This is a genomic window from Desulfobacter curvatus DSM 3379, from assembly GCF_000373985.1.
Taxonomy (GTDB): domain Bacteria; phylum Desulfobacterota; class Desulfobacteria; order Desulfobacterales; family Desulfobacteraceae; genus Desulfobacter; species Desulfobacter curvatus.
Map to the genome: position 1 here is coordinate 49,023 of NZ_KB893090.1, position 26,689 is coordinate 75,711.

At 50.3% G+C, this 26,689-nt stretch carries 17 protein-coding genes; 12 read left to right on the top strand and 5 right to left on the bottom strand.

Features of this window, described 5'->3' with window-relative positions; all coding sequences use genetic code 11:
- Nucleotides 1-2: 2 nt before the first annotated feature.
- The 9 genes from B147_RS0120500 to B147_RS0120540 all read left to right on the top strand — a co-directional run bounded on the left by B147_RS0120500 (nt 3) and on the right by B147_RS0120540 (nt 16,852).
- On the top strand, nt 3-413 hold the full coding sequence (locus tag B147_RS0120500) for a GPW/gp25 family protein (protein ID WP_020589080.1): 411 nt from the start codon (nt 3-5) through the stop codon (nt 411-413).
- Nucleotides 406-4,119, top strand: a complete 3,714-nt coding sequence (locus B147_RS0120505) for a baseplate J/gp47 family protein (RefSeq protein WP_020589081.1) — start codon at nt 406-408, stop codon at nt 4,117-4,119. The genes B147_RS0120500 and B147_RS0120505 overlap by 8 nt, the downstream gene beginning before the upstream one ends.
- Before the next feature lie 44 nt (nt 4,120-4,163).
- Nucleotides 4,164-4,991, top strand: coding sequence for a hypothetical protein (locus tag B147_RS0120510; RefSeq protein WP_020589082.1), 828 nt, complete (start codon nt 4,164-4,166; stop codon nt 4,989-4,991).
- Nucleotides 4,992-5,032: 41 nt separating this feature from the next.
- Complete coding sequence (locus B147_RS0120515; RefSeq protein WP_020589083.1) at nt 5,033-6,994, top strand: hypothetical protein; 1,962 nt, start codon at nt 5,033-5,035, stop codon at nt 6,992-6,994.
- Nucleotides 6,991-10,908, top strand: coding sequence for a contractile injection system tape measure protein (locus tag B147_RS30590; protein WP_020589084.1), 3,918 nt, complete (start codon nt 6,991-6,993; stop codon nt 10,906-10,908). Before B147_RS0120515 ends, B147_RS30590 begins: the two co-directional genes overlap by 4 nt.
- Before the next feature lie 48 nt (nt 10,909-10,956).
- The gene (locus B147_RS0120525; RefSeq protein ID WP_020589085.1) at nt 10,957-13,209 is read left to right on the top strand and encodes a hypothetical protein; all 2,253 of its coding nucleotides are present in this window, start codon (nt 10,957-10,959) and stop codon (nt 13,207-13,209) included.
- A gap of 68 nt (nt 13,210-13,277) precedes the next feature.
- Complete coding sequence (locus B147_RS0120530) at nt 13,278-13,916, top strand: eCIS core domain-containing protein (protein ID WP_020589086.1); 639 nt, start codon at nt 13,278-13,280, stop codon at nt 13,914-13,916.
- A gap of 30 nt (nt 13,917-13,946) precedes the next feature.
- Complete coding sequence (locus B147_RS0120535; RefSeq protein ID WP_020589087.1) at nt 13,947-15,302, top strand: ATP-binding protein; 1,356 nt, start codon at nt 13,947-13,949, stop codon at nt 15,300-15,302.
- A 341-nt stretch (nt 15,303-15,643) separates the two neighbouring features.
- Nucleotides 15,644-16,852, top strand: a complete 1,209-nt coding sequence (locus B147_RS0120540) for an acetate/propionate family kinase (RefSeq protein WP_020589088.1) — start codon at nt 15,644-15,646, stop codon at nt 16,850-16,852.
- Nucleotides 16,853-17,141: 289 nt separating this feature from the next.
- Here B147_RS0120540 and crcB read toward each other — a convergent pair whose 3' ends face one another.
- The 3 genes from crcB to B147_RS31885 form a co-directional block, all read right to left on the bottom strand.
- Nucleotides 17,142-17,519, bottom strand: a complete 378-nt coding sequence (crcB, locus tag B147_RS0120550; protein ID WP_026259757.1) for a fluoride efflux transporter CrcB — start codon at nt 17,517-17,519, stop codon at nt 17,142-17,144.
- A 351-nt stretch (nt 17,520-17,870) separates the two neighbouring features.
- Nucleotides 17,871-18,068, bottom strand: a complete 198-nt coding sequence (locus tag B147_RS0120555; protein ID WP_020589091.1) for a hypothetical protein — start codon at nt 18,066-18,068, stop codon at nt 17,871-17,873.
- 250 nt (nt 18,069-18,318) lie between these two features.
- Nucleotides 18,319-18,474, bottom strand: a complete 156-nt coding sequence (locus tag B147_RS31885) for a hypothetical protein (protein WP_157237974.1) — start codon at nt 18,472-18,474, stop codon at nt 18,319-18,321.
- Nucleotides 18,475-18,527: 53 nt separating this feature from the next.
- On the opposite strand from B147_RS31885, the gene B147_RS0120565 reads away from it, so the two are divergent.
- The 3 genes from B147_RS0120565 to B147_RS0120580 all read left to right on the top strand — a co-directional run bounded on the left by B147_RS0120565 (nt 18,528) and on the right by B147_RS0120580 (nt 24,179).
- Nucleotides 18,528-19,913: a sigma-54-dependent transcriptional regulator gene (locus B147_RS0120565; protein WP_020589093.1), complete on the top strand. Its 1,386-nt coding sequence runs from the start codon at nt 18,528-18,530 to the stop codon at nt 19,911-19,913.
- Nucleotides 19,914-20,192: 279 nt separating this feature from the next.
- On the top strand, nt 20,193-22,157 hold the full coding sequence (gene acs / locus B147_RS0120575; RefSeq protein WP_020589095.1) for an acetate--CoA ligase: 1,965 nt from the start codon (nt 20,193-20,195) through the stop codon (nt 22,155-22,157).
- Between the two features lie 327 nt (nt 22,158-22,484).
- Nucleotides 22,485-24,179, top strand: coding sequence for a bifunctional sulfate adenylyltransferase/adenylylsulfate kinase (locus B147_RS0120580; protein ID WP_020589096.1), 1,695 nt, complete (start codon nt 22,485-22,487; stop codon nt 24,177-24,179).
- Nucleotides 24,180-24,277: 98 nt separating this feature from the next.
- Here the strand turns inward: B147_RS0120580 and B147_RS0120585 are convergent, their stop codons facing one another.
- A complete protein-coding gene (locus tag B147_RS0120585) occupies nt 24,278-25,003 on the bottom strand; it encodes a PP2C family protein-serine/threonine phosphatase (RefSeq protein WP_020589097.1) in 726 nt (241 codons plus the stop codon).
- A gap of 1 nt (nt 25,004) precedes the next feature.
- A complete protein-coding gene (locus B147_RS30595; protein WP_020589098.1) occupies nt 25,005-26,618 on the bottom strand; it encodes a protein kinase domain-containing protein in 1,614 nt (537 codons plus the stop codon).
- Nucleotides 26,619-26,689 lie beyond the last annotated feature (71 nt).

Sequence of the window (26,689 nt, forward strand, 5' to 3'; positions counted from 1 at the left end):
CAGTGCCTGAAGACCGCAATTTTCTAGGCCGGGGCTGGGGTTTTCCCCCGCGGTTCAACCGGGGCGGGTCGGCCGTTGCCATGGTGGCCGAGGACGAGGATATCAAGCAGAGCCTTAAACTTTTGTTGCTCACTGCCCCTGGTGAGCGTGTGATGCATCCTGAATTCGGATGCAGGATACGGTCCATGGTTTTTGATACCATGGATACGGCAACCATTACGACGATTCAGGATCTCATTCAGCGGGCTGTGCTCTTTTTTGAGCCAAGGGTGGTGATGGAGCGGGTGGATGTGGATACCCGCCGGCAATACGATGGGTGGCTGGATATTCTCCTTGAATACAGGGTTAAAACAACCAACAGCCGCCACAATATGGTCTTCCCCTTTTATTTTTTAGAGGCAACAGATGGATAGGGAACCCAAGGATATTCGGCGCAGGCTCTTTACTAAGGGCGGTACGGACCGTACGACCCGGCAGTCCCCTCTTTTGGGAAAGGGCAGTGTCAGCCTATTTCGCTCCGGCATCAGGGAGCGGATAACGCTTGGGGCGGTGCAGGCAAATATGCTGGCCTGGTATGACCGGGACAACCGGATGGCCGGCAGCTGGGAACCTTTTTTTTCGGAAGATGAGACCCTGGTCCTGGGACGGATTGCCGGCCTGGACATTAACGGGATCAAGGACCGTTTCCTGAAGGAAGAAGATACCCGGTACCAGCTTTGCCGGGACCTGGTAAGAATCATGAATGACTGGCTGATCCTGTTTTCAGCCATGGATACGCATTCTGCTCAACGGATGACTGCCCGGATCCGGACGGTCATCCGGGACCGGGCCTCCCTGGCCCTGGCCCTGTTGCCACAGCCGGCGGGGGAGGGGTTTGATCCGGATATCCTTGATCCGGCCTGGCAGATCAAGGCGCAGGTGAATGTTACGGTGCAAAAAAGCCTTGACCATGCCTTTTACGGTCTGGTCAACGGGCTGACCCAAATCAGGACAACGGCCGAAACGCTGTTCGCTCCCTCCATGGAAGGGGGGCACCACGATCCTTCGGCCGGGCTGTTCATTACTTTTCTTAACCTCATGGATCAGGTTCGCCACAGGGCCGACCGGTTCATGGAACGTTACCTGGATTTTTACCTCTACAACGTGCTCAGAGCAGTGCCGGATCCGGGCCGCCCGGACCGGGCCATTCTTTTATTTCAGGCCTCCGGCCAGGGGCAGGATGCCTGGGTTGAAAAGGGATGTCCGTTTATCCGGGGCGACGGGAGCACCATCCAGGAGCAGGTGTACCGGGCAGACCATGATCTTGGTATCACTGATGCGAAGGTCGCAGCCCTGTCCTCCCTCTACTTTGACATGAATCCCTATATATCGCCGGAAAAGGAGATGGGATTCGTCACCGGGGTCTATCTGAACACCCTTGACCTGGAACCGGATACCGGCGGGCAGACGGACGGGATTCCCCTGTTCGGCACCCGGGTGCCCTTGAAAAACGGTGCGGCCGGTGCCTGGGCGCCGGCCCGGATGGGACTGGCCCTGTCCAGCCCGGTGCTGCGGATGAGTCAGGGGGAGCGCCGGGTCCAGGTGGACATTGATTACCAAACAGACCTTGGGGTGACCCGTATGTTGGAAAAACGGCTGGCCATCAAAACCCCAGGCCTTGACGAAGATGACCTGGACCTAAGAGATCTCTTTTTCAAGGTCTTTGATAAGGCGTTTACCCTGTCCCTTACAGGGCCTAACGGATGGATTCCCATCGGGGATTACCGGCCCATTCATGCCCTTGTCGCCCCTGAAACGGCACCAGCCCGGCTCTCTCTGGTCTTTCATCTGGGCCCGGATATGGCCCCTGTCGTCCCCTGGAGCGCAGAGATCCACGGCGGAGATTACGCCCCAGGCGAGCCGGTTCTCAGGCTCATGCTGAACCCGGATGCCCATGCCTTCCTCTTTTCTTTTTTTTCCACCCTGAGGCTCAACCGGGTGCGGATCACGGCAGAGGTCAAAGGTTACAGAGACCTTGTTCTCTATAACAATGGGGGGCGGCTTTCCCCTGACACCGCTTTTGCCCCGTTCGGCTCCGTTCCAGAACCCGGTGCATCCTTCACCGTGGGCAGCCACGAAACCGCCAATAAAAATATCACCCGCCTCGACATCTGCGTAGAGTGGGAACTGCCCGGGCAGACACGGTGTCCGGCATCTTACTACCAGGGGTATGATAAACCTGCGGATACCCGGTTTGAAGCCAAGATTTCCACCCTGACGGACGGAACGTTCCATCCTGAAGACCCGGATCAGCAGGTCCGGGCCAGCCTTTTTACTGATACCGATGGAAATGACGCAGTGATGGACAGCACCTTGTGCCCGTTTACACGTTTCAGCCTGGATGGGGATCAATTTCGCCTTTTCAGGCAGAAAGCAAATCCGGTTTCCAAAGAGGCCTTTGCCTTGGACACCGGTACCCGGTACGGCTTTGTCCGGCTGACCCTGGCAGCCCCTGACTGGGGCTTCGGCCACAGGGAATACCCGGGGCTTTTGGCCGATATCCTGACCCGGAACGCCCTGAAGAAAAAGGCCGGCCTAACCGTGGCAGTGCCAAACCAGCCCTGGACCCCCATGATCCGCAGGATCCGGATGGATTATAGGGCGGTGTCCCATTTCACGCCCCAGGACCTAAACCCTAAGAGCGACGGACGGGTAGGTAACCGCCTTTTCCACATCCAGCCCTTTGGCATTGATTCTTTGGCCACGCACACCGACCGGGGGCCGGTCTGTTTTTTGCCCTGGTTTTTTATGCCGCCCCCTGATGATGCCAAAGAATTTTACGATCCCTCATACGGGAGCCTTTTTATCGGCCTGCGCAGCACCAGGGCTCCAGGGGTACTCACCCTCTTTTTCGACCTGAACCAGGAGGGCCGGACCAGGATCACCGAGAGGCAGTCCCATATCTTTTGGCATTATTTACAAGGAAATGACTGGAAGGCCTTGTCTTCCCGGCGTATCCTCTCCGATACCACCCAGGGCTTTTTGACCCCCGGGATTGTCACCCTGGATATCCCCGGCGATGTTACCAAGGGAAACAACGTCATGGATCCAGACTTGTACTGGTTGCGCGTTTCGGCCCATGGTAACCTGGACACCTTGTGCAGCCTGGCCGGTGTTCATACCCACGGGGCCTATGTGACCCGGTCTGACCTGGGCGACGCGGCCAAAGAGGCGGACGGAGAAAAAAACGGGACCATCATAGAACGGGCAAAGACAGCCCTGCCGGGAATCTCCCGGATTTCCCAGGTCACAGCCTTTTTCGGGGGCAGGCAAAGGGAAACAGATCCCATGACAAAAAATCGGATCCGGGAGCGGTTGCGGCATAAGATGCGGGCCGTCACCCCCTGGGATTACGAGCGGCTGGTGCTGGCTGAATTCCCGGAAGTTTTCAAGGTCAAGTGTTTTACCAACCTATCCTCCCTTGACAAAGAACTGTTTACCCATGATTTTAACCGGAACCTTACCCTGGCCCAAAAGCCGGGGAATGTGTTGGTTGTTCCGGTTGCAGGTCACACAAATGAGGCCATGCCGGAAGGCAAACTTCCCCGGTTGAGCCGGGTGATCCTCGAAAGAATCCGGAAATTTTTGTCCCGTCATGCCTCCCCCTTTGCCAAAATCAGTGTTGAAAATCCGGTATATGAGCGTATCCGGGTCCGGTGCCGGGTGGCATTCGCCGACCGGGAGAATCCGGGCCGGGATATCCGCCGGTTGAACCGGACTTTGTGGGAGTACCTCTCTCCGTGGCATCCGGAAGGGTACGGGGGAAGGTTCGGCTGGCAAATCCGGTCCGAAGATGTCATGGCCCATATCAGCGGCCAGCCCTATGTGAAGGGTTTGACGCGATTTTCCATGCTGAAAATGACGGATAAGACCCGTGGCTGGTACGGACTTTTCGACACCAGTGATCCGCTCCACACCATAGAGGCGCCTGAACTGATCCAGCCCTTTTATCCCTGGAGCCTTGCCGTGCCGGACACCCGCCACACCATAGAGACGGTGGATGTTGCCGTTCCGGAAAAGGGCGAACCGGTAGGTATCAACACTCTTGAAATCGGCACCACATTTATCATTGACCGTTAGGGCGGACCGGCCGCGGGCCGCAAGAAATCCATTGGGAAACCACCATGTCCGAACAGACCAGAAGCACCCTGAAAAATTATTTTAAGATCGGCAGAAAACCCTCCCAGGCAGCGTTTGAGGATTTAATCGATTCCAGTCTCAATATGATCGATGAGGGAATTCGCAAAACGCCCCAAAGGGGCCTGATCCTCTCCCAGCTGGGGTCAGGCAAACTGCTGACCCTGGATAAAAAAGATGCGGCCGCCCAAAGCTGGTCGGTGAGCCTGGATGAGGCCAATACCATCGGTATTGGGATCACGGGCGCTCCCCCTGTGGTCCAGCTCTCCCCAAACGGTGAAATCCGGATCAATGGGGATGCACTGGTGCTCTCTGCCGGCCTGGAAGGTGAGACCCAAAAGACCAACGACTTTAATGTGACCGGCTGGTCCACATCCACCGGGCGCAGGGGAAATTTCCAGACCAAGGGTATTGCGCCGCCGAAAGCAGACGGGAAATGGCACGATTTGATCAAAGAGATCAGCGGCTGCCAGTGCTTCGAGGTGATGGCCGGTGCCAAAAATTCCGGGAAAGATAAATATGCCCTCGTCCATGCCATTGCCATGAATGCGGAAAATCCGGAAAGCATATTCAATCGATATTTTAAACGCTCCAATCTCTTTATCGATTTTTTTCGGTCCAAGAAAAAAATTCGCACGACGCATGCCTATTACAACCAGAAATGCGACAAGCTCAGACTGCGCTGGGTCACACCGGATCCTGACCAACCCCATCTCTATTCCCTTCAAATTAAAACCAACTGCTGTTACGGCGATGACACGAAAATCCGCTATCACATTACCCGGCTGTGGGACGATGGAGTAGCAGTCAGCTAATAGCTAATACCTGAAAGCTGACCGCTGAAAGCTAAAAAAACATGATTGACAATACACAAGATATTCCTCTCTCCTTTGACCGGTTGCGGGAGATGGGCATTGAAGAGATCCAAAAGCTTTCCGGGAAGATCTGGACTGATTTTAATCTCCACGATCCGGGGGTGACCATTCTGGAGCAGCTTTGCTATGCCCTGACCGATCTTGCGTACAGGGTCGATCATGATGTGGCTGACATCCTGACCCGGGAAAACGGCTCTATTGACTTTGAGAACCTCGGGCTCTGTCTGCCCGAGCAGATTTATCCCTGCCGGCCTGTAACCATCAATGACTACCGGAAACTGATCCTTGATGCAGACCCAGGCATTGATGCCGTCTGGATTGAGCCTGAAACGGACGGTACGGAACAATACCGCATCCGAATCAAACCCGGTGTCTTTGCCAATGGGGATCAGAACTTTAATAAGAAAGTGGTTGAGACGGTCACCCGGGTGTATCATGAGCACCGCAATCTTTGCGAAAATTTAAGCGCCATATCGGTAGTGGACACCCAAAAAGTCACCATGTCGGCAACGGTGGATATCCGTGCAGACGTCTCCCCTGAAGCTGTCCTGGCCCGGATTTATTTTGAAGCCTGCAGGCAGATTTCCCCCTGGCCTGAGTTCAAAACATTCAAGGTACTTGAACAAGCGGGCGTTCCCCTGGCGCAAATGCTTGAAGGGCCGTTGCTTACCCACGGTTTTTTAGATGAAAGGGACTTCAAAGACAGGGACAGAACCGTAATGAAAGAGGAACTCGGCGCAGTACTCTTATCCGTTGACGGGGTAAAGCAGATAAGAGACCTTACATTTTCAGCACCGGATAGGTCCAGCTTTTCCCGTTTTGACTACCGCCATGTCCTGGGCCTGCCGGAAAGCTCCCGGGACATTCAGGTGACCCTGCGCAGGGATAAGACGGAATTTTCCGTCTCATTCTTTGAGTTTACCTACGAACTGGAACGGCTGTTCGGCACCCATACACAGGTTAGAACACGGTGCAAACGCATTGCATCAAACCTGCCGCCCCCCCAGGGCAGATACCGGGATATCATACGGTATTATTCAATCCAGAACCATTTTCCTAATGTATATGGGATCAATTCATTTGGGGTCCCGTCCTCGGAGAGTGCTGAACGGAAAAGTGATGCCCGCAATTTAAAGGCCTATCTTCTTCTGTTTGAACAGGTGATGGCTGATTTTTTAAACACCCTTCACCACCTTCCCGATCTTCTTAGTCTTGATACCGGTATGGATCCGGGTGCCTGGTACAAGCCTTTGCGGGAGGATGTCATTCCCAACGGCCACAGGCTCTATTCCGATGACCCGGGCATTGATGAGGCCTTTGGGGCGGCAGTGAGATCCCAGGTGGATTTTGATGATATGAAAAACAGGGTGTTTGACATTCTCCTGGCCCTGTACGGGGAATCCCTGACCCAGCCCAATGTGACGGATGAACAGCAGCGGATCAAAAACAAGGCCGGGTTTTTAAAGCAGATCCCAAAGATCAGCCGGGACCGCGGCGGGGCAGCCGATATCCTGGCCCCTTTGGGCGGAAACAATATCAGCGGCCTGGAACATAAGGCCCGGATTCTGGCTAACCTGGCTCCCGGGGTGAAGCTGTATCTGGTGGAGCATATTCTGCTGCTCCCACGGGATCGTAAGGCGAAGGCCGATTTGCCCCAGGATCTGCCCCCTGATTTTTTTTCCAATCGTGTCAGCGTTGTGTTCAGCAACGCGGACGTTGACGATGCCCAGGGAATGGCGCAGCTCAAGCAGGCTTTTGACCTGAACTGCCCGGCCCATATCCTATGTGGATTTTACAGGTTGGGGGCAGACCTTATGGTGGAATTTGAACAACGTCATAACGCATGGGCCAAAGCCATCATAGACAAAGACGCCAGGGACAGGGACTCCCTTAGTGCCGATCTGATAAAATTTTTGGTGTCTGTGGAAAGTTCGGCCCGTTGAACGGTAATCATAAAATCAGAACCCTTGGCGTTCATACCCGTTTTGATTCGGAAACCGTGGCAATGGAGCGCCAGAAAGCGCTTACCGTTTTTGCAGGGGACCGCTTGCCACGGATTATGGAAGAGGTGTTTAACGCCCATTCAAGGCCAGGTCTTATCCGCAGGTTTGGCAGGGTTGAGCTTGACCTATGCGTGATTCCCGGGGATGAATTCCCGGACGGTATTGAGGAGCGATTACGTCAGAAGCTTGAAGATTTTCTTGATAATCATCCGGTGCTTCCGGAACCTGTCTTGTCTGCGGGATCTTCGCGGCAGCTGGCTTCCGGGTTGGCCGAAGAAGAGACGATTCTTTATTTTCTTGAAAACGGGAGACTTCCCTGGCACGGATCATTTTCTAATGTAGGGGATATGGTCGCTTCCCTTGAGACGCGACTGGAGACCGGGGCGGTTTCTTTCATCAACTGCCTTAAAGATGCTCCGGATATGAAAAATATGGTGAAGCGTCTGACCCGTCAGTTCCCTGAAGCCATCATTGAAAAAATCCTGGAAAGGGCCGTTCCGGGCAGGGGAAGGTTGACCCGGGAGGTCATCCGGCGGTTGGATGCGTTCTATGCGGTCGGGACCGGTGGACAGGCCGGAAAAGATTCCAGCAAGAGGCTCGACATTGTTCAGAACATAAAGAATCACGTCTGGGAACATATGTTGCTCATTACCCTGGGGGGGGCTGGTATATTTCCGAAACTCCTGAAGCTGGTATTACCGCAACATGCCTCTCCGGAAGCCCGGCAAAAAATTTTCAGGATTCTCCGGCACTTGCCTGGATCCAGTGCCGTGGCTTTGGCAGGGGTGGACCCTCTCCATCCGGATACTTCGCCCATTTCCCCTTCCTTTTGGGCCGAGAAGATTCAAAATGCTTTCCAAAAATCCGGGAGAAAATCAGACCGTGTGGCGGATCCGGATTTCCCCCGTATCAGGCGAGAGGACATCCTGCGCGGCTTTGGATCCCTGGTAGACGACACCCAAGACAAGTTGGAAACGGCTCTGAGACCCTCCCCGGTTCCTATGTCTGTTCAGCGGGAGAAAATCGGGAGGGAACGGGAACTCCATCAAGTCATTACGAATCGTTCTTTGAGCAATGGCGGCCCGGGTAAGCATATATCTGAAGGCCAAATGGTCTCGCCTGCCAAAGGCAAACCCGTTAAGGAATCCTCAAGGAAAGAAGTGGCAAATGGTGCAGACGAGTCGGATGATAGAGCCTGGGCCAAGGTTGGGAACACCATCTCAAGAAATGAAATCACCAAGGATAGGGTAGATACTGGAGTAGTCGGTTCGTCAATGGAAAATATTGTCAGACCGAGTCATGTTGATTCCCGGGGAGAAAATCTGGATTCATACCTTCTGGACGAGGCCGTTCCCAGCACCACGGTTCAGAAAGATGATGCCACAGAGAGACCGGAGTTGTTCCAATCAGGTGCTGGCCGTCATTCCTTTTGGTCCGAGACAATTCAAGCTGCTCTCCAAAAATCCGGGAGAAAATCAGGCCGTGTGGCCGATCTGGGTTTCCCCCGGATCGGGCGGGAGGACATCCTGCGCGGCTTTGACTCCTTGGCAGATGATATTCAGGTCAAACTGGAAATGGCCTTGAAACCCTACCCGGTTCCAGTGTCTGTCCAGCAAGAAGACACCATAGGAGACCGGGAACCCCATCAAGCCATTACGAATCGTCCTTTGGGCAACGGCCCGGGCAAGCATACATCTGAAGATCAAATAGTCTCGCCTGCCAGAGGAAAATCCGTCAGAAAATTCTCCGGAGAAGAAGCGGCAAACGGGGCAGACGAGTCGGATAATAGAGTCCGGGCCAAGGCTGGGAACACCACGTTAAGCAATGAAATAACCAAGGGCAGGACTGATACGGTAATGACCGGTCCGTCAATGGAAAACATTGCCGGGCCGAGTCATGGAGATTGTTGGGATGGGAACCTGAATTCAGGCCTTTTGGACGAGGCCGTGCCCAGTCCCACCGTTCAAAAAGATGAAATCACGGAGAATCCGGTACTGTTTCAGTCAGACGTTGGCAGTCCTTTTGTCAGGTGCGGGGAAACCGGTTATAAAGTATACCTTCAGTGGATACAGCGCCTTTTGGACTGCCTTGGAGGGATGGCGGATGAGGATGCGTCTGCCTGTCCGACAGGGGATGCTTTGTCGGTGATTGGGGATATGATCTTTGAAGCTGCAGCCTCTACGCCGGAACCCGAGATGCTCCTGGCAGAGTTGTCGTCCATGGTTGCCGAACAGATGACCGGGGGAACAACGTCGTCTAAGAAGACGGGCCGGATGTCGGTTAACGCGCTGACCGGAAAATTTCTATATGGAGTAGATCCCCTGAAGGCCAAGGTCCATGGGGACGACAGACCGGACGAACCGGTGTCTGCCTTCAGCCGAAATTTTGCAGGCAAAGCTCTGGAAAACCTGCGCATGGGTACTCTCTGGCAGATTATTCTTTCAGAAACCTGGAGCCGGATTCTTACTTCCGGTCTGTCACCGGGCTTTTCCGAACCGGATAGCACTTCTGATAAAAAGGCCTCTTATCTCGCTGTGATGGACAGTGTTTTGGCTCTGTCACCGGAAAAAAGGGAGCCGTTTTTAATCCGGGTTCTGTTCAGGTTTGCAGAACGCATGCAGCTTCCCATTGCCCCTTTTCCAGACCTTCCTGGTCCAGAGGCCCAAAGCAGGGCCGCTGATAAGCCGAAAGCCGGCAAAACCATTTTTAAAGCCCCGGAAACTGATATGGATTCCGGCCCGGCCCTGGGACAGGCACTTAACTTTAGGAAGGCAGATCGTTTACTTCCGGACCCAGGACAAGAAGCCGGGAATGCCCCCTTGGATTCGAAACACAGCATTCGCACCCTCTTTGAAAAATGGAGCGAATTGTTTCAGAATCCGGCGGTGCAAAAAAATATAAGATCGACCCTTAACCTGGAAGAGGTCTGGGGTGTGGTTCAGGTAATACTTCATTGGAAGATCCGGGAAAGAGGCCTTGAAACCGATTGGGAGAAACTTAAATCAGATGCCTGTGTCCAACTGCGGAAATCCCCTGATGACAAGCAAGATGACGACCGGGATCTGTTGGCGGGTAAATTGAGCCTGATTTTGAAAAGCGGACCTGATCCCAAAGCGTTTTTGCTTCGGATACTGACAGGGCTTGTATCCGGTGATCCTCATCAAGAGCATGGTTCCGGAGAGAATCCAAACTCATCTGTTCCGGGGCACAGAAAATTGGGGCATCCACCGGCCGAGAACAACTTGGAAAAAGTTGGTGATTCCCGGCCCACAGGTAAGCCGTCCGGAGATCCGCGTGTGACGGCAATGGGAACACATTCAGCCGTAGCTTCCCGGAAATGGGATAGTAAATCGGAACCTATTTTTGTTGAAAATGCCGGGATGGTTCTTGCCGGACCTTATCTGTCCATGCTTTTCAATAAGCTGGATCTGCTTGAGGATAAAGCGTTCAAATCCCGTTATGCCGCTGAAAAAGCTGTGCATATACTGGAGTACATGGTCACAGGTGAGCAGTCGGCACCGGAATACCGGCTGATGTTGAACAAACTGCTCTGCGGGATGGAACCGGACCGGCCCATTCATCAGCTTTTTTTGCTGGAGAAAGCGCAAACAGACCTGACCCGGGAACTGATCCTCAGCATGATCGCCCACTGGAAAGTTCTGGGGAAGACATCCGTCGAGGGATTCAGGCAATCATTTTTGACCCGGGAAGGCCGGTTGGAGGCGACCGAGGATGCCTGGTCCTTGGTCGTGGCACCTAAACCCTTTGATATGCTTCTTGACCGTATCCCCTGGACTTTTTCGCCCATCCGTCTTCCCTGGATGGATCGAGTCCTTCATGTCCACTGGCGCTAAGCGCTTGCTGCAGATATCCCAAACCAAATCTAAACAGGAACATGATTCATGATGAAAACATGCATACAGGGCGTTTATTACCGGATTATCCTTATCTTTTTCTGTCTTGCCTGCTTTTGCGAGGCAACAGCCGCAGATATTGACTGGGAGGCGGCGCCCTGCAGTTGCGCTCCCAATGCCGATATCCCTGTGATAGGGTATTATGATGCATCCTTGCCCGGTGAACCTGAAAATGAATCCGCCGATGACCAGGAGGACAAAAAGGCCTTTTTGAATTTCTCCTTGCTCACAAGGCTTACTTATGTCTGCAACACCCTGAACCCGGATGGTACTCTGGTCCCATATTGGGATGTTAACCGGATCAAGAACCGGATTGTCTTGGCCCAAAAGTTCAATACCAGGGTTGATTTGGGTTTAAAACTGTCCCCCCAATTTGAATCCTTTAAGATTCCGGATGAAAATGACCTGGAAACCCTGGCCGGAGGAATATCGGACCAAATTCTGGCGTTCAAGAACGATTTAAAAACTGAATTGTACAGGGAAAGGGTGAAATATGTCAGTAAAATTATCGCCGGCGAATTTTCCGGTGAACTTGGGGCCATTAAAGATGAAATAAACCAAATGAACGCGGCCTTTATCGAAACGGACCAGGTGAAGGCAAATTTTGATCTGTTGAACCAAAAACTCAACGAAACCATTGGGCTGGTGCTGAAGGTCAGGGAACTTGACGAAATTGTTAAAACAGAAAAGACAAAAGAGCAGTTAAAAGAAGAGATATTTGAGAAGCTTAAGCTGAAGAAGAAAGAGGAACGGTCGCTATTTGGGAAAATTGTGGACTATATCCTCTTTTTTATCCCTGAAAATTATGAAACGCTTGAGGAACAGAGCTCTTTGGAGGCGGATCAGGAAACCATCGAAAAGAAAGGGCAAATTATTCATGGATTAATAAAAGAATATTTAGCTGACTATGAGAAATTAGTCAGTCTGCCCCATTGGAAGGACATTTCCCAGGAGCCAGAACCTGAAAAAAAGGTCTCGGAAGACAGAATATCGTCGCCTGATGTGTTGACGGACAGTTTGGCTGTCCTTGAAGCCGGATTAAGGGATTGCTCCTCAGAATTTTGTATCGAAAAGTTGGCAAAACTTAAGAGTCAGGTTCGAAGCAGCATGGCCGGTGCTGATATCCCGGACGATGTATTTAAGACCGTCATGGAACAAATCAAGATCTCAACCCCGGAAGAAACCGTAACGGCGCCTGAGACGATCCTGGAAGAAATAAAAAAGGCATTAAAAACCCATAAAGCTTTTATGGATGTCACTCCCAAAGACTGGGTATGGAAACCGGATTCAAAATTTGAAATCACTTCCCTTGCCCGGGATCTTTGGGGATTTGTCCGGAAAATGGGGTTTGGCGGCCTTACCCTGGACCTGTCGGAACTTAAGTCTCAGGAAAGTAAAGGCTTTTTTGACGCCCTTTTATCAGCCGTTAAAGAGACTAAACCAGACAATGAGGTTCACATAAATCTTATCATCAGCAGCCGGATTTTTGATGCGGATTCAACTCCGGGAAAAGGGGACGGTCCTGCCGTCACACTCAGAACCTATGCGGCCTTCCTGGATACTATTATTGTTAAATTCCCTGGGGAGTGCCTCCTTGATTCCACTACGCTCCAACTGGCAATCAGCAGGTATATCAATTGGGCAGGGGCCACTGACAAGCTGCTTTTATACCTTAATAAAGACGATTTGGGTCTGTTAAATCCCATGGATAGTGCCAAAAAGGCTCAATTGGAACCGGATGAAGCAGGAATGAGGCTGCTTAAAAAAGATACACAGGGGCTTTGTCTGGATCAGGATGTCTTTATTTCCAATGACGCCTCCAATCCTCCTGATCCGTTTCTGTCAGAATATATTATTGATACGGAAGAGATGTTTTTTGTCCGGGAACTTTTATATGAATTCAATAAAAATTACCTGAACCTTTGTGTGATCCTGTGCCCGTTCAAGAATCCGGCATTGGCATTTATCCGCGTGTTGGCCGTGATATGGCTTTTTATCTGGCTGCTCTCCGTAAGCTTTAACTGGTTTGACAGCCTATGCGGTCTCAAGGCGTTTCTTTCTGAACATTTTATTGTATTCTGGGGAACAGGATTGCTGGTTTTTTTGTCCTGGTTTTTGATCGTTTTGTGTGATCCGTTTATGAAAGAACACCGGCAGGAAGCCTTTTACATCATTGCCGGGGTTATTGTCGTGAAGATACTCATGGGGATATGGAGAAGGTTACTCATGGCGAAAAGGTAGGATGAAGCAGTCAGCCGATAGCCAATAGCTGATGGTTGAAAGCTGACAGGTATAAAAGGAGAAATAAAATGTCAAAATCATTTATCCCCCGGGCCAAAGCCCGGGAAAATCGTTCCGTCACTCCCAGGTCCAAGGGCAAAATGATCGCCCGCATTCCTGACAACCGGCCCATATCAGCAGCCCAGCGGAAGATTATCCGGGCGGTCCAGATGAAATTTACAGAGCCGGAACCCGTTCAGGGAAAGGGCATTGCCCAGAGAACCGCATTGGAAGATGAAGAGCTGGTCCAGGGGAAATGGGCTGTACAGCGGGCACCTGAGGATGAAGAGGAGCTGCAGGGAAAATTTAAATCATCCCCGCTGCCGGTTCAGAAAAAAGAGAATCAGACAGGATTGCCCGATCATGTCAAGGACCGGGTGGAATCGTCATTTAACACGGATTTCTCCGATGTCAGAGTTCATGCCGATTCCGGAAAAGCGACCCAGGTCGGTGCCCTGGCATATACCCAGGGCTCTGACATTCATTTTGCACCGGGGCAGTTCAGTCCGGATTCAGGATCTGGCCGGCAGCTTCTGGGCCATGAACTGGCCCATGTGGTTCAGCAGCGCCAGGGCCGTGTCCGGCCGACCACAGAGGTAAACGGGATGCCGGTGAATGACAGCGCATCTCTGGAACGGGAAGCTGATATCCAGGGCCGGAAGGTCTGACCATACCATTGAAAATGAGGAGGCACAGGATTGACCCCAACCGCTGGTGCCGGTAAAAACAGCAAAACCCTTGAAAAGGAATTGAACTGGTTCAGCAGGGTGCTGGAGACCAGGATTGCCCTCTATTTTGAAAATGCCTGTCCGGTTCAATCCATTTACGAAATTCTTCCCCCGGGCTTGGACAGGGATGATTCTGCCTATGCCCGGGTCGTCAGGGCCAACGGATTTGGCTATGATGAGCGAATCATCCTCATCCTTTCCTTGATTCCCCACATCCGTCCCCAGCTTCTGGATACCTTTTTTATCCACAATAAGAATTTCGACCGGCCTTTTACCGAGTTTGGCGGATGGAAGGGGATCACCCACGGCGGTTTTCTTCCCACAGGAGAGACGGCGTCATTCATCCTGGCCGCCGGAGATCTGGAAAAAAGATTTGAACTCATGACCCTTTTGGGATCCGACCACGGATTTGCAAAACGAAATATATTAAAACTTGAAAACAACAGCGGAAACGAACCCTTTTTCAGTGGTGCCCTCGTAATTTCGGCCGAGTATCTGAGTCTTTTTACCACCGGTGCTGTCCATAAGCCGGATTATAATGTCGCCTTTCCTGCCAAGCTGACGACCACCCGGCTCGATTGGGAGGATCTTGTACTTCCGGGGCAGGTCGCTGAGCAGATTGATCATATTAATTGCTGGATCAGACATGCCGCCGTCATCATGGATGACTGGGGGTATGACAAGGTCATCAAGCCCGGGTACCGGTGTCTGTTTTACGGCCCGCCCGGCACCGGCAAAACCCTGACGGCAACCCTGATCGGCCAAGGGGTGGGAATGGATGTGTACAAGATTGATCTTTCCATGATTGTGTCCAAGTATATTGGTGAAACGGAAAAGAATCTGGCCAATGTGTTTGACCAGGCGGAAAACCGCAACTGGGTGCTGTTTTTTGATGAGGCGGATGCCCTTTTCGGGAAAAGGACCCAGGCCAATTCATCCAATGACCGCCATGCCAATCAGGAGATCTCATATCTTCTCCAGCGTATCGAAGATTTCCCCGGTCTGGTGATCCTGGCGACCAACCTGAAATCAAATATTGATGAGGCCTTTGCCCGGCGTTTTCAATCCGTGGTCTATTTTCCCGCACCCGATGCCGAAGAGCGCCTGGAATTGTGGCAAAAGACCTTGGGGTTGAATCATCATACGTTGGATGAAGCCGCTGTCAGGCATATTGCTTCCAAATACCGGCTGACAGGCGGCGCCATTGTGAACGTGTTGAGGTATGCTGCCGTCCATGCCCTCAAAAGCAGCAGGAGCCGGATTGCAGAAGAGGATTTGATCAAAGGAATATCCAGGGAGCTGGTCAAGGAGGGTAAAACGCCCTGACCGGTTGTATTGTCCATGAGACGGGACACCTATTGGCTGGGAACAGGGACGCGGGTGAATTTGTAAAAAAAGCAAGCCCCGGGCAGCTTATGCTGGCCGGGGCTTAGTTGTTTTTAAACTTGCATACTTCGTTTTGAATTCATGGGGCGATACTGAAAGAATACTTGAAAATTAACTCTGGTCTAAGATAAAATTAAACTCTTTTTCCGGGTTTTTTAATCTGGAAACTTTGACATGGTGCATGAGCCTTAAAGTAGGAAAATCAATTTCCTAACAGCTGACAGAGAAGATCTGACAGCCCGCCTAAAGGGCGTTAATTTAATTAAGCGAAAGTTGGAAAAATGAAAGTACTTGTCATTAATTCAGGAAGTTCCTCCCTGAAGTATAAATTGTTTGACTTGGCCGGTCCTAAAGCAATATGCGCAGGTCTGGTGGAGCGAATCGGTAGTCCCCAGAGCAGTCTGACCCATACCTTGTTCCCGGACACGGGACCCGGTGAAAAAACAGAAATGTTTGAACTTTTTAAGAATCACACCCAGGCCATCGAAAAAGTGGCCGCTCTGCTTATGGCCGGTGATGATCCGCTTGTCAAATCTGCAGAAGAACTGGCCGCCATTGGGCATCGGGTGGCCCAGGGCGGTGAGATTTTCAAGGAAAACTGTATTGTGGATGACTGGGCCATTGAGGGTATCCGGGAGAACATTGTGCTGGCTCCCTTGCATAATCCGGCCAATCTGGCAGGCATTGAAGCGGCCATGGTGCATTTTCCCGGCGTGCCTTCGGTGGCCGTGTTTGACACGCTGTTTGCAAGCCGTCTCCCTGATTATGTGTACCGGTATGCGTTGCCCGCAGCTTTTTACAGTGAATATAAAGTCCGGCGGTACGGATTCCATGGCGCCTCCCACGCCTATGTCACCAGAACGCTTGCCAATTTGATGGGAAGGCCTTTAAATGAACTGAGCAATATTGTGTGCCACCTGGGCAATGGCTCTTCCATAACTGCCGTTAAAGGCGGTGTGTGCCGGGAAACCTCCATGGGGATGACGCCTACGTCCGGCTTGATCATGGGAACCCGGTGCGGTGACATTGATCCTTCCCTGCCTGCCTATCTTGGCTCTTGTACCGGGAAAAGTGCTCCGGAAATTCAGACCATTCTTGATCGTGAAAGCGGGCTTACCGGTATTTGCGGTATGAATGATATGCGGGATATTCACAACGCCATCGCCTCGGGTGACGACGATGCCAGGCTTGCCTTTGAGATGCTGTGCCACGGTATAAAAAAATATATCGGGGCATATTGTGCCGTGCTGGGGCGTCTGGATGCCATTGCCTTTACCGCCGGCATCGGGGAAAATGATACGGCCGTCCGGAGTAAAAGCCTGGAAGGGCTTGAGCACCTCGGCATTATAGTGGATCAAGAGGCCAATGCAGGCTTAAGGGGGAAAAACGGCCGCATCTCCACCGATGACAGTTCCGTGGAAGTCTGGGTGGTTCCCACGGATGAAGAATTTGAAATTGCAACCATCTGCAAGGACCTTGTAGGTGCCTGACTTACTGCAACGCCGCATGTGGGTGCCTTTTTGGGTCAAACACTATGACCAAAAGGTCATGTTTGGGTCATGTCAAGGTTAGATTCAAATGATAAAAAAGAAAGCATGTTGGATGTGGCGAGTTTAACCAGCCCGAACCGGTCGCCATTTTAATCCTGCACACTTTCTTCTTTTCTTTTCCTTCCCGGGCCGTCCGGCTTTTTAGCCGGACGGCCCGGGTTTATTTTTTGGGTGCCGGATGTTGTAATGGCCGTTATTACAATTACGTGGTACAAAAATGTATTATTTTTTAAAAAGCTTTTGATAACACAAATCCGGCCCAGACAAAAATCAGTCCGGCGCTTAACTGGATAAGCCCGTTTAGAACGGCAAGGCCGAGCTGTCCGTTGCGCATATATAAAAACAGTTCAAATCCAAATGTGGAAAATGTGGTGAATCCGCCTAAAAATCCGGTAAAAATGAGTAACCTGATCTCCGGGGCAAAGATTTGCCGTGTGTCGGCAATACCGCCTAAAAGTCCTATGATGAAGCACCCTAAAACGTTGACGGTGATGGTTCCTAACGGAAGCGATGTGTTTTTTAGGGCGTTGATATACCCTTCATATACCAGGAATCGGCACATGGCTCCCATGGCGCCGCCTAATCCTACCATTGCTATTTTGATCATTTTTTATATTAACCGGTTTGTTTTGGGTTGGGCACGGGTGTTCTATATACTTCACTTAGTCCATGGCTGTCATTAAAAGGCCTTCTCCATTATACCTATACTCAATCTGGCCCAATTAATATGGACAGTCATAAATTAAAATTGAGGTGAATACCACCCCTTTATTATAAAATCAGCAGGTAGGAATAATTGCAAATATGGATCATTGAGACATTAATGTATCGATTTTGTTCGAATGAAGGTGTTTGAGATAAAAAAATCGGAAAAGAATTAGGCCTTTCCGGTATGCTTCACAGAACACCATTTGCCGGGTGCGCACTATTTCCCCGGCAAATGGTTCTATCAAAAAGCCTATCCGGTTTTTAACTGGATATTGTGGGACGCTATGGTGCGGCTCACGGCCCGGTTCATCTCGTCCAGGTTAAGATTAGATCGGTATTTTCCGTCCATTTCACTAATCTCCACCCCGTCTATGGTTTTGCGAGTCAGCTTAAGCAGTACGCTGAGTCCGAATGTCTTTTTTACTTCAAATATTTTGTTGCTATCCATTTTAATAAATCCTTTTTTTAGTAGATCCTTGATTTGTGTCTCAAATCTTAAAGTTTTATAAAAGCAAGTTGTGTGCCATTGTGTTTTAAAACAGTTGAAAAAGTTAAGACGCCCCAGTGTCGGTGTTTTTTGGGGGGGCATTTGTATCTATTGTTAAAAAACCCTTAGAGTTATTATCGGAATAACTGGGTAAAAATTTACATTTTTGTGTTACTTTTGTCGGGTTTTTTGAACAGCAGTTGACATTGGATTATTTTTTCAGGATAAAGATGGGGTGGCCGAACCCCTTAAATTCAGGGCGGTTGACTTTGGTCTTAACCCACTGGGATGAAAACGTTCCCATAAGTATTATCATTCCCGGAGCACTGACCATTGTCTTTTTTGTCACAACCAATTTTATATTCATTCTTCCCATGCCTGGAATTTTTAAGGGCTGGAAAGAAGGAGGTGTTAAGCGTTTTGAATTCCCCAAATCCGGATAATCCTATATTTTTAGTGGACGATGATCCAGAAATTCTTGCTGCAGTCGAAACGGTGCTGCGAATGGCTGGTTTTGACAACATCACCGCCATCCAGGATTCAAGGGATGTGATCCGGACCATGGAACGTAGAATCCCCGGACTGGTCCTCCTGGATTTGAATATGCCTCATATCAGCGGCGATCACCTGTTGAAAAGTATCCGCAAAACCTGGCCGAGGATACCCGTTATTGTGCTTACGGGTAATGTTGAGGTGGATACGGCTGTTAGATGTATGAAGCTCGGGGCCATGGATTATATCCTCAAGCCCGTTGATCCGGATCGCCTGATAAAATCGGTGAAGCAGGCCCTTGATAGCGGACAGGGATCGGGGCAATTTTCAAAGCCCCTCCACCAGGAGTTATTTGCCCAGATCAAAAAACCGGCGGCCTTCAGCAGTATCATTACCCAGGACAGTCAGATGCATGCCATTTTCCATTATGTGGAAGCTGTGGCGCCGTCTCCCCAGCCGGTACTGATCTTTGGAGAAACAGGGGTGGGCAAGGAATTGATTGGCCAGTGTATTCACAACTTAAGCGGGCGCAGAGGAGAACTGGTTAAGGTTAATGTGGCGGGACTGGATGATAATGTGTTCTCAGATACCTTATTCGGCCATGTGCCCGGCGCGTTTACCAGCGCCCGGAACGCCCGGCCCGGTTTGATCTTGAAGGCTTCCGGGGGAACTTTGATGCTGGATGAGATCGGCGATCTGGCATTAACCTCCCAGGTCAAGCTGCTCAGGCTGCTCCAGGAAGGGGATTATCTGGCATTGGGGTCGGATATTACCCGGCATTCGGATACCCGGATTATTGCCTCCACCAATCAGGATCTGTGGGCGCTTGAAAAGCAGGGCAAGTTCAGAAAGGATTTGATTTACCGCCTTTCCACGCACACGCTGACCATACCGCCGCTAAGGGAGCGCCTTTTGGATCTTCCACTGCTTCTTGACCGCTTTATCTGCCAGGCGGCCGATGAACTGGACAAGCCTGTACCTGATATCCCGAAAAGCCTTATTGAAACCATGGAAACACATCCGTTCAAGGGGAATGTCAGGGAGTTGAAGTCCATGGTTTACGATGCCATGTCCAGATACCAGGGCGGTGCCTTTTCTGCTGATCTGTTTAATGTTTCCACCTATGCTGATCATGGGCGCGGGGCGTCTCTGCCCTTAAATCCGGGACTTCCGACTTTGAAGCAGGCCGCTAATGAGCTGGTGGAAAAAGCCATGGCTCATACAGGGGGGAATCAGTCTGCCGCAGCCAAAATTCTGGGAATTTCCCAACAGGCGCTCAGCAAGCGCCTTCAAAAACTTCGCGCAGAAGAATAAGTCGGTCCGCCTACAATTTAATTGTACCTACAATATTTATTGTAATTTAATCTATCCTCTTGTTCTGAAAAGTTTTTGTGTATTTGTTTGGAAAAATTTAACAACTTTTTTTGTAGTTTGATCTTTGATTAAACAAAATTCATTGATCTAAATATTTTCCTTGTTATCAGTATGTTATCTTTATAAATTATTTCCGGCACAAAGCTTGCTCTAATCTCAATGCTAAAATAGTTAAAAATAAATTGTAGGTACATTATTAGGAACAAGGAGAACCTCACTATGAGCGGGAACATTTTTCATGCACCTGATACATTTCGTGGAAATGCCTGGGTTAAATCCATGGACGAGTACAAGGCCATGTACAAAAAATCCGTGGAAGATCCTGAAGAGTTCTGGGGAGAAATTGCAGAAACGTTTCACTGGGAAAAAAAATGGGACAAGGTCCGGGATTTTAACTACAGCATGTCCAAGGGCCCGGTTTCCATTGAGTGGTTTAAAAATGCCAAGACCAATATTACATATAATTGTCTGGATCGTCATCTGGAGACCCGGGGTGACCAGGCTGCTTTGATCTGGGAGGGAAACAGTCTCGGTGAAGATATGGTGATCACCTACCGTGATCTCCATGAAAAAGTTTGCCGCTTTGCCAATGCACTGAAAGAGAGCGGGGTGGGCAAAGGTGACCGTGTGGCTATCTACCTGCCGATGATACCTGAACTTGCCATAACCATGATGGCCTGTGCCAGAATCGGGGCCGTTCATTCAATTGTATTCGGTGGGTTCTCTGCCGAGGCCCTGGCCAATAGAATCATGGATTCCCTTTGTAAGGTTCTGATTACATCGGACGGTGTAATGCGCGGGGCCAAGTCCGTTCCCCTCAAGGGCAATGCAGACCAGGCCCTTAAGATGTGCGAAGATTTAGGACACAGTGTCGGCACCTGCTTTGTGGTCAAGCGAACCGGTTCTGAAATTAATATGGTAGAGGCTCGGGATGTCTGGTGGCACGAGGCCGCCCAGGCCCAGAGTGCTGAATGCCCCGTGGAATGGATGGATGCCGAGGATCCGTTGTTCATTCTTTATACATCCGGCTCCACCGGCACGCCCAAGGGAGTTCAGCACAATGTCGGCGGATATATGGTGTATACCGGAACCACCTTTAAATACATATTCGATTACCACGAAGGAGATGTCTACTGGTGTACGGCAGATATCGGCTGGGTTACGGGCCATTCCTATATTGTTTACGGCCCGCTTTCTCAGGGAGCCACATCCATTATATTTGAAGGCATTCCCTCCTATCCGGATCCCGGCAGGTTCTGGGCCACGGTTGACAAATGGAAAGTCAACCAGTTTTACACCGCGCCCACTGCCATTCGATCGCTCATGGCCCAGGGAAAAGAATGGGTGAAGCAATATGACCTTTCCTCTCTGCGGGTTCTGGGATCCGTGGGCGAGCCCATCAACCCCGAGGCATGGCAGTGGTATCATGAACATGTGGGAAAGGGGCGGTGTCCCATTGTTGATACCTGGTGGCAGACAGAGACCGGCGGTATCATGATTTCTGCGTTGCCCTATGCCATTGACCAGAAGCCCGGTTCCGCCACTTTGCCGTTTTTCTCTGTGCAGCCTGTCGTGCTCAGTGAAGATGGAAAAGAGTTGCAAGGGGCCTGCGACGGAATCCTCGCAATCAAGGAACCCTGGCCCGGTCAGATGCGCACGGTTTATAACAACCATGACCGGTTTGAAATGACTTATTTTCAAATGTTTGACGGGTATTATTTTGCAGGCGACGGCTGCCGCAGGGATGAGGACGGCTATATTTGGATCACGGGCCGTGTGGATGACGTTATCAATGTGTCCGGGCATCGCATGAGCACCGCAGAAGTGGAATCCGCTTTGGGCAGTCATACGGATGTGGCCGAAGCTGCAGTCATTGGGTTTCCCCATGATATTAAAGGGCAGGGGATTTATGCGTTTGTTACCCTGAATGTCGGCGTATCCCCGTCCGATGAACTGATGGCTGACCTGAAAAAACATGTGAGAACTGAAATCGGGCCCATTGCCACGCCGGATATCATCAATTTTGCCGCGGATCTGCCCAAGACCCGGTCCGGCAAGATCATGAGGCGTATCTTAAGAAAAATTGCAACGGATGAGTATGATCAGCTTGGTGATGTATCCACGTTGTCTGATCCTGAAGTTGTGGGCACCCTGATCAACAGCCATAAAGAATTAATGAAATAATAACAGCCGTGGGCTGGCTTGTGGCGCTTGGTCTATCGACACCCAGCCTCAGCCCACAACGAGAGTTAGAAGATCTATTTCGGTTACACAGATTTTCACATAATTGTCCTTTGGCGGATCGGAAAGGCCGGTAAACCAGACAGGTTTCCCGGCCTTTCCTGTTAGGATTCCCGACAGGACCGGGTAGGTACTCTTGACAGTCCGGCTGATTTTGCTCTATAGCTACATGAGTTTGCCAAGGATAGGTAATCAATCATAAAAAATTCTGATGGATGATTCGGTTTTTTCATAAAAAATAAAGCAGGTCATTATTTAAAGGATAGCTACATGCCCCAAGATATATCTCTTGTCAATCTCCTGGTGGACCAGGAACGCCATAACGCACTTAAACAATTATTATCTTCCTTACCGGATATTACATTGAACCTGCGTCAGATCTGTGATTTTGAATTGTTAACCACGGGTGTGTTCAGTCCGCTGAAAGGGTTTATGACCCAGGAGGCGTACGAAAGTGTTCTGGATCGCATGCGTCTGCCTTCGGGTGAAATCTGGCCCGTGCCCATTTGTCTTGATGTTTCCCGGGATCTCTCAGACCGGTTTGAAGTCGGCCAGTCCGTTGTGCTTCGTGACCCTGAAGGATTCCCATTAGGCATCATGGCCATCGAGGACATCTGGCAGGCGGACCGGGAAAAAGAGGCCATGGCTGTTTACGGTACTACAGACATTAACCATGATGAGGTGGCCCGGCTTCAGGGGGGACAGGACAGGTATTATGTCGGCGGCAGTATTGAATCGTTGAATCTGCCGATCCATTCTGATTTTAAGCAAATTCGAAACACGCCTTCGGAGGTGCGGCAACAGTTTGTCAAGCTTGGATGGAAGCGGGTTGTGGGGTTTCAAACCCGGCAGCCCATTCACCGTCCCCAGTTTGAACTGACCATCCAGGCCATGAAAAAGGCAAAGGCAAACCTGTTGATGCTGCCCATCGCAGGCATCCCCAGACCCGGAGACTTTGATCATTATACCCGGATGCGCTGTTATCAGAAGGTGGCAGCCCATTATCCCCCGGATACGTATATGCTTAATCTGCTGCCTTTATCCACCCGGCTGGCAGGTCCCAGGGATGCGGTGCTTCACATGATCATCGGGAAAAATTTCGGGTGTACCCACTTTGTCATCGGGCATAACCATGCAACCCCGGGCAAGGACAGTTGCGGCAATCCGTTTTACGATACACCCCAGGTTCGGGATTTGGCCCGGGAGGCCGGCAAAGAGATCGGTATTGACCCGGTATTTTTTGAAGAGATGGTCTATCTGCCCTTTGAGGATGAGTTTAAGCTGGCCAGCGAAGTGAACGAAGGCCAGGAAACGCTCTCTTTCACCAATGACCATATCCGGGACCGGGTTCGAAAGGGTAAGCATATACCGGAATGGGCCAGTTTCCCGGAAGTGATCAAAGAATTGCGCCGTTCCTATCCGTCCCCTGCCACCCAGGGGTTTACCGTTTTCCTCACTGGGCTTTCCGGGGCCGGAAAATCAACCATTGCCAATGTGCTGTATTCAAAATTTATGGAAGTGGGTACCCGGCCCGTAACCCTTTTGGACGGCGACATTGTCCGGCGAAATCTGTCTTCGGAACTTAATTTTTCCAAGGAGCACCGTGATATCAATGTCCGGCGCATCGGGTTTGTGGCCTCTGAGATCACTAAGAACAGAGGTATTGCCATCTGTGCCCCCATTGCCCCCTACGAGCGTACAAGGTCAAAGATAAGAACTTCCATTGAGGCCCATGGCGGATTTTTTGAAATCCATGTGGCCACCCCCATCAGCGTGTGCGAAAAAAGGGACCGCAAAGGCATGTATGCCAAAGCCAAGGCCGGGTTGCTTAAAGGCTTCACCGGGGTGGATGACCCCTATGAGGAACCTTCAAATCCGGAGCTGTCCATTGATACCTCCAACCTGACCCCTGATGAGGCGGTTCAGCAGATTTTACTGCTGATCAGTGAAAAGGGGTTTGTGTAAGGTTTTTTATATGAAAGTATCAATAACTTGTTGAATTACTTTCATTGTTTGTTGTGGGTTGAGTCTTGGCGTTGATAGACCAGGTCGGCCCATGGCCGTTATTGAATCTCCACCAGAACAACAGAAATATTATCTTTGCCGCCCCTGTCGTTGGCCTCCCGGACCAGTGAATCCGCCTTTTGTTCAAGGGGAAGGGGAGACAGAAGATGCTGTTTCATTGTTTCCAGGTCCACCAGGTCGCTTAGGCCGTCTGAGCAGAGCAGAAAAATATCGCCGCTAAACAGGTTACCCCGTATGATATCCACTGCCGGATCTTTTTTGATTCCAACTGCCCTTAAAATCACATTTTTCAAGGCATGGGTGCTGACATCCTCGGGTTTGATCAGTTCCTGGTCAAGCTGCTCCTGAACCAGGGAGTGGTCTTTTGTCAGCTGTTTCAATTCATTGTTTCTCATTCGGTATGTGCGGCTGTCACCAATATGACCAAGCACATAACGATCCTCTTCAATGGCAAACAATTCAGCTGTACACCCCATGCCTTCACAACCGGGATGGTTGCCGGAATAATCCAGAATGTCTTCATTGGCATTTAAGAACACCCGCTGGATGATGGTGTATGTGGATTCATTCAGGGCGGGAGCCTGTGCAAATACCTCCCGGGCCGTGTCCGCAAATATGCCGCTTGCCACGTCTCCGGCCAGAGAGCCGCCTATACCGTCAGCCACAAGGCAGAAACCGTCTTGTTCATTGACCAGAACGGCGTCCTCATTTTTTTTTCGTTTCAGGCCCCGGTCGGTTTTTCCAACAAAAATATAATTTGTCATTTTATTTAAATCTCTTTGTCATGAAATCAATCAGGTTGGTTTCATCAAACGAAATGTTCCGTTTTTTTCTGAATTGTGCCAGATCATCGTAAATCCTTTTGCCGGATTCGTAGCGCTTCCCGGGATCTTTTTCCAGGCATTTCATGACGATTTGGTTCAATTCTTCGGGAATATCCGTCCGAACGGTGTTAATGGGGGGGACAACCATTTTAGGCAGAGTACTCAATGCCTCAAGTTCGTTTTCAAATTTATACAGGCGTTTTCCTGATAAAATTTCGTAAAAAATAATCCCCAGCGCATAGAGGTCTGACTGATGGTCCGCCCCTTTTCCCAAAGCCTGTTCAGGTGCCAGGTACGATAATTTCCCTTTTATTACACCTGCCCGGGTAAGGCTGGGCTCAGACCGGGCTTTGGAAATGCCGAAATCGCTTATTTTGACTTCCCCTTTAAATGAGATTAGCATGTTTTGGGTACTGACATCCCTGTGGACAATATTCAAAGGTTCCCCGGTATCGTCACTGGTCCTTGTATGCGAATAATAAAGACCCAGGCTGATTTTCTGAATGATGAATGTGGCCATACCCACAGGCAGCCCTTTTTTTTCATGGGCAAGTACTTCAGCAAGATTCTTTCCGGGGACATATTCCATGGCCATAAAATGGGCGTTGTGCAGTTTAATCAGATCATAGATCTGGACGATATTGGGGTGCTGGAGAATTGCGGCTAACCGGGCCTCCCGGATGAACATATCCACAAAATCCCGATTTTCTATCAAATGGGGTAAAATTTTCTTTACGGCTACGGTCCGCCTGAAGCCGTCCTCTCTCATATATTCGGCAAGATAGAGCTCGGCCATGCCGCCTTGGGCAATTTTTTTGGTGAGCAGATACGGTCCGACTTTCCTTGTCTTTTCAATTTCTTCAAGTATTTTTTGCTGCTTGTTTTTAAGGTACATGTCCGTAAGATAAACCGCCGCAGTAAAGCAGACGGCACATATCCCCCAGATAATGAATATACGCCGTTCATACCCTGCAATGGTTTGATCCATGGGACCTGCATCAAGACCAAAGCGTATTTTTCCGATGGGCACCTTTGAAAAAACAAGTATCTTGGAAAAAGAGATAATGCTTTTGCCCTCTATGATCATACGTTCAATGGTTACGGTTCTGTCCGTTCGGATCTTTGTTTTATTTGCAGGTTCCGTATATGTCTTGCCGATTTCATTCGGGTCGCTGTGGGCAATGATTTTATCGTCATGGTCAAGGATGGCCGTAAAAACCGGATGATATTTTTTTTCCAGTTCTCCCACAGCCACATTCAGGGTAAGCACATCTTTTCCCAGCAACGGAGCCGTCACTTTTTCAGCGATTGTCTCTGCCGACAGCACCCCTGAATCATAAATTTCATGCCGGCTTGCATCCTGGGCGTTTTTAAGCAAAACATGACATACGATACCAATGCAGAGAAAAATAACGGCATAAATAGTTAAGGGGGTACGGTTGCGGTTTAAGAATTGATTTCCCCTGGCAGCTCTTAACAGACTTGAATGGGCGCTTGATTCAAGTTCCAGGGACAGGCTGCCGGATGTAGATTTTTTGTTTTTGTTGGACACCATATGGATTCTCCGGTTATTACATCGTGTTATGCAAAGAGCCCGGTGATCAACCGGATCCTTTCCTTTAATCG